The organism is Saccharopolyspora sp. NPDC002686 (assembly GCF_040295745.1).
GTDB classification, from domain to species: Bacteria; Actinomycetota; Actinomycetes; order Mycobacteriales; family Pseudonocardiaceae; genus Saccharopolyspora; species Saccharopolyspora oryzae.
Genome location: NZ_JBEOVY010000456.1, coordinates 1 through 5,254, shown reverse-complemented (window position 1 = coordinate 5,254; position 5,254 = coordinate 1). Strand labels below are relative to the sequence as shown.

General features: G+C 69.0%; 5 protein-coding genes. 3 read left to right on the top strand and 2 right to left on the bottom strand.

Annotated elements, in window-relative coordinates; translation table 11 throughout:
* Positions 1-137 precede the first annotated feature (137 nt).
* Complete coding sequence (locus tag ABTZ89_RS35380; RefSeq protein ID WP_270952479.1) at positions 138-1,199, top strand: 2-oxoacid:ferredoxin oxidoreductase subunit beta; 1,062 nt, start codon at positions 138-140, stop codon at positions 1,197-1,199.
* Between the two features lie 147 nt (positions 1,200-1,346).
* On the opposite strand, the gene ABTZ89_RS35375 is transcribed toward ABTZ89_RS35380, so the two are convergent.
* Positions 1,347-1,514, bottom strand: a complete 168-nt coding sequence (locus ABTZ89_RS35375) for a hypothetical protein (protein ID WP_351053184.1) — start codon at positions 1,512-1,514, stop codon at positions 1,347-1,349.
* Positions 1,515-1,727: 213 nt separating this feature from the next.
* Positions 1,728-2,237 (bottom strand): cupin domain-containing protein, encoded by a 510-nt coding sequence (locus ABTZ89_RS35370; RefSeq protein WP_351053181.1) that lies wholly within the window; start codon positions 2,235-2,237, stop codon positions 1,728-1,730.
* 447 nt (positions 2,238-2,684) lie between these two features.
* On the opposite strand from ABTZ89_RS35370, the gene ABTZ89_RS35365 reads away from it, so the two are divergent.
* Both ABTZ89_RS35365 and ABTZ89_RS35360 read left to right on the top strand, forming a co-directional pair.
* Entirely contained in the window at positions 2,685-4,262 is a 1,578-nt protein-coding gene (locus tag ABTZ89_RS35365) for an amidohydrolase (RefSeq protein WP_351053178.1), read from the top strand.
* Positions 4,263-4,433: 171 nt separating this feature from the next.
* Positions 4,434-5,174 (top strand): polysaccharide deacetylase family protein, encoded by a 741-nt coding sequence (locus ABTZ89_RS35360; RefSeq protein WP_351053175.1) that lies wholly within the window; start codon positions 4,434-4,436, stop codon positions 5,172-5,174.
* Positions 5,175-5,254 lie beyond the last annotated feature (80 nt).

Sequence of the window (5,254 nt, the reverse complement as noted above, 5' to 3'; positions counted from 1 at the left end):
AACCTCGGGCAGCTGGCGATGCTCCTGCGCGCCCGCTACCTGGTCGACGTGCAGTCCTACACCAAGGTCGCCGGACTGCCGTTCCGAGCCGAGGAGCTGCAGAACGTGCTCACCGATGTCGTGCAGGGGGTGTCCGCGTGACGACCACCGATCTGGGAATCCCGGGCCTGGGCGGGCTGGCCGGAGTGCCGACCGCCGACGAACCGCAGAAGGCCAAGGACTTCAAGTCGGACCAGGAAGTCCGCTGGTGCCCGGGCTGCGGCGACTACGTCGTGCTCAACGCGGTGCAGAGCTTCCTGCCGTCGTTGGGGCTCAAGCGGGAGAACATCGTGTTCATCTCGGGCATCGGGTGCTCGTCCCGGTTCCCGTACTACATGAACACCTACGGGATGCACTCCATCCACGGCCGCGCCCCGGCGATCGCCACCGGTCTGGCGACCAGCCGGCCGGACCTGTCGGTGTGGGTGGTGACCGGTGACGGCGACGCGCTGTCCATCGGCGGCAACCACCTGATCCACGCCCTGCGCCGCAACGTGAACCTCAAGATCCTGCTGTTCAACAACCGGATCTACGGCCTGACCAAGGGCCAGTACTCGCCGACCAGCGAGGTCGGCAAGGTCACCAAGTCGACCCCGGCCGGTTCGCTGGACCACCCGTTCAACCCGGTGTCGCTGGCGCTGGGCGCGGAGGCGTCGTTCGTGGCGCGGGTGATCGACTCGGACCGCGCGAGCGTGACGGAAACCCTGAAGGCGGCGGCGGAACACCGCGGCAGCGCACTGGTGGAGATCTACCAGAACTGCCCGATCTTCAACGACGGCGCCTTCGACGTGCTGAAGGACAACGAGGAGAAGCAGCGCCGGATCGTCTCGCTGAAGCACGGCGAGCCGATCACCTTCGGCCCGGAGGACGAGCGCTACGGCGTGGTTTCGGGTGCCGACGGCTTCCGCGTCTCCAAGCTGTCCGAAGTGGACGAGTCCGAGGTGGTGGTCCACGATGCGAACCGCGAGGACCCGTCCTACGCCTTCGCGCTGTCCCGCCTCGGCGGCCAGGACCTGAGCCCGGCGGTGACGGGCATCTTCCGCTCGGTCCAGCGCCCCACCTACGACGACCTGGCCAGGGCTCAGGTGGAGGAGGCCCAGCAGTCCAAGCCGGCCGACCTCCAGCACCTGCTCCACGGCAACGACACCTGGACCATCTGAGGTTCGCAACGCGGTGAAGGGCACCTCGATCCGTCGAGGTGCCCTTCACCATGTTCGGGTCCTGTTGGAACCACCGAGCTCACCGGCTTCGTGAGCACTTCGGGGCGCCCCAGCACCCCGAACCGCTCACGACCGCCTGTTGCCGGGTCAGGGGAGGAGGTCTGCGAGGTGGTGGACCTGGTCGGGATTGGGTGACCAGCAGTAGAGGACCGCATCGTCCGCACCCAGGGATTCGAGTTGGCGGAGTTGGGTTTTCAGGGCTGCCGGGGTGATGATCGCGGCATCGGCGATGGGAAGGCCGAGGCCGATCTTCATGTCTTGCGCCTCCGAAAGGGCAGGGTGAACACCTGTGCCGCACCTCGTTTCGCGCGAGCGGGTTCCCGTTCTGCGGCGAACTCCTGGGGAACCTGATCAGAGTGCGGCCACACTACCTCGGGCGCGCTCCATTGCGCAGTCGAATTGTCGAACCCGCCCGGGGAGTCGGTCAGGCGGTGGCGAGGCCCGCTTCGTCGGAGATCTGGGGCCCGCTCAGACGAAGAAGCTGTCGTGGCGGTGGAAGAACTCCGCGCGTTCTTCGTCGCTGAGCGAACCCAGTTCGGTGATGCCTTCGAAGTACTCCTCGCGGGGCGCGCCGGGGGCGAAGAGCATGAGCATCGAGGCGGGTTCGCCCGATTCGTTGCGGAAGGCGTGCAGGCCTCCCACCGGGACGTAGAGGTAGTCGCCGGACGTGGCGTCGATCCAGCGCTCGCCGTCGAAGAGCCGCATGGTGCCGGAGAGGACGAAGAACGACTCCGACATCGCCTTGTGGAAGTGCGTGCTCGGCCCGGCGCTCTCCGGACCCATGTCCACCCGGTACAGCCCGTACTCGCCGCCGGTGGAGGCGGTGGTGGACAGGTAGTGGTAGGCGGTGCCGGCGCCGACGGTGGGTCCGTCGGTGGCGATCGGCTTGGCGACGAAGTCGGGCTCGGCGGTCGCGGGCCGGAAGCTGGCGCTGATCTCGCCGTGCTCGCCGAAGTAGCGGGGATCGGGATAGGACACGGTTGCTCCTCAGTCGGTGCGGAGGGGTTCGAGCAGGTCGTGGGGCCGGATCGGCCGGACTGCTCCTCGGTCGATCGAAGTAGGCAAACGTTAAGATAATCAGCGTTCATGTGAATGTCAATTAAATGAACACTGAGACATCTTCGTTCGTGGTGGATGCGGTGCCGGAACCGGGTTTTTGCTGGGGCTGGGCGCAAGGAGAGGGCGGGCTTGGCGGGGGATTTGCCCACCTTCTGCTGATTGACCGGGCAAGGACGCGGGCTTACCTTCGCTTGGCGAATGATCAGCTAGGAGGTCGGCATGTGCCAGGACTGCTGTCGGCGTTCCCCGCAGCCCCGCATCTCGCGGGCCCAGTTCCTCAAGCTCGTCGGGCTGGCCACGGCGGGCGTTGCGGTGTCGGCGGGGTGTTCCACGGGCGCGCCGGGTCCAGCTGGGGGAGGAGGGCCGGTGCTGATCGACAACGTGCGGGGCTTCACGCTGACCCCCGACGGGCCGTTCGAGTTCTCGAACCTGCTGATCAAGGCGGACGGGCGGGTGGAAGGGCTCGACGTCGGCAACGCCGGGGGAGCCGAGCGCATCGACGGGCGCGGGCGGGTGCTCATCCCCGGCCTGCACGACGCGCACGGGCACTTCGGGCAGCTCGGCGCCAACGTTTCGCAGCTCAACCTCGCCGGGACCAAGTCGCTGGACGAAGCGATGAAGGCGCTCAAGGCCTTCGCCGCGGAGCACCCGGACCGGCAGTGGATCCTCGGGCGCGGTTGGAACGACGTGATCTGGGGCCTCGGGAGGTTGCCGTCCGCCGCGGACCTGGACGCCGTGGTGCCGGACCGCCCGGTGTGGCTGGTGCGGGTCGACGGGCACGCCGGCGTGGCGAATTCCGCCGCGCTGCGGCAGATCGGCATCAACCGCGACACCCCGACGCCCTCGGGCGGGGAGATCGTGCGCGGTGCCGACGGCGCACCCACCGGGGCTTTCGTCGACGCCGCGCAGGACCTCGTCGAGGAGCACCTGCCGAAACCGACCACCGAGGACATCAAGCAGAACTTCCTGGCCGCGCAGCGGAAGCTCAACGAGGTCGGGCTCACCTCGGTCAGCGATGCGGGCACCAGCGCCGCCGAACTCGCCGTCCTGCACCAGCTCGCCGCCTCCGGCGAGCTGACGATCCGCACCAACTCGTTCCTCACCTACGACGCCTACCGCGAACTCGGCGTGCAGGCGCGCGGTGATTCCTTCGCGAACGACATGCTGCGGGTCCGCACCGTCAAGCTCTACATCGACGGCGCGCTCGGCTCGCACGGTGCCGCGATGCTCCAGCCCTACGCCGACGACCCCGGCAACTCCGGGCTGCCGCAGATGGACGCCGCGGAGCTGCGCAACCGGGTCACGCAGGTGATGCGGGACGGGTTCCAGGTGGCCACCCACGCCATCGGCGACGCCGGGAACCGGATGGTGCTTGACGCTTACGAGGCCGCGATGGCCGAGGTCGGCGGGGACATGCGGCATCGCATCGAGCACGCGCAGGTCCTGGCGGTCGAGGACATCCCGCGGCTGCGCAGCCACGGGATCATCGCCTCGATGCAGCCGGTGCACGCCACCGACGACATGAACATGGCGGAGAAGCGCGTCGGGCCGCAGCGCATCGCGGGCGCCTACGCGTGGCGGACGATGCTGGAGCAGGGCATCCCGATCGCGTCGGGGTCCGACTTCCCGGTGTCCTCGGAGAACCCGTTCGACGGGCTGCACGCGGCGATCACCCGCACCGACCGGGACGGCCAGCCGGTCGGCGGCTGGTACCCGCAGCAGGCGATGAACCCGGTGGAGGCGCTGCGCTCGTTCACCCTCGACGCCGCGTTCGCCGCGCACCAGGAACGGGTGATCGGCAGCCTGGAACCCGACAAGTGGGCGGACTTCCTCATCCTCGACCAGGATCCGCTGGACCCGCCGCCGGGGCGGGCGCGCTGGCAGACCAAGACGCTGCAGACCTGGGTCGCCGGGCGCCGCGTCGGCGAGTACGGGGAGCTGTAGACCGTGCCGATGCGGTAGGGCGCGTACTGCACCGATCGGATCTCGGACGGCTGAGCGGTGCTTAGGCTCGGCTGACCGGTTGGTGTGGGTGAGCGGACTGCTCGCTCGTCCAACGGGACGAACGGTCCGTTCGCTCCAACCGGGTCCCGTTGCCGAGGAGAGCGGCGTGCCATGACGCAGACCGTGAGCAAGCGGACCTGGAGCGACACCGGGCGTCCGTTCCCGTACGTGCTGATGTACCACTCGGTCGCCGTCTACCAGCACGATCCGTACCTGGTGACCGTCGACCCGCGCCGCTTCGACCAGCAGCTGCGGTGGCTGCGGAGCAACGACCTGCGCGGGGTGTCGATGCGCGAGCTGATGCAGGCCCGCCGAGCGGGGGACGCGCGCGGTCTGGTCGGGCTGACCTTCGACGACGGCTACGCCGACTTCGCGCGCAACGTGGTGCCCGCGCTGCGGCGGCACGGGTGCAGCGCCACCGTTTTCGTGATCGCCGGGCGGATCGGCGGCGACAACGAGTGGGATCCGGCGGGGCCGCGCAAGCGGTTGATGACCGCCGAGGAGGTGCAGGAGGTCGCCGGGGCGGGCGTGGAGGTCGGCTCGCACGGGCTGCTGCACCAGTACCTGTCCTATGTGGACGAGGACGAGCTGTTCGCCGAGGTGGTCGGGAGCCGGGAACTGCTGCGCGAGATCACCGGCCAGGACGTCGCCGGCTTCTGCTACCCGTACGGCGACGTCGACCGGAGGGTGGTGCACGCCGTGGAGGCGGCCGGTTACGACTACGCCTGCGCCATCTGGCGCTCCGAGGCGTCCGGCGTGCACGCCCTGCCCCGCACCTACATCGGCGACCGCGACGGTGCCCTGCGCCTGCGCGCCAAGCACCTGCGCCACCGGCTCACCACCAACCGCTGACTTCAGCCGTGCGGGTGAGGGGGGACCGCAGTTTCAATTGAAACTGCAGATCCCACCCACGGCGGATCACAGTTTCAACC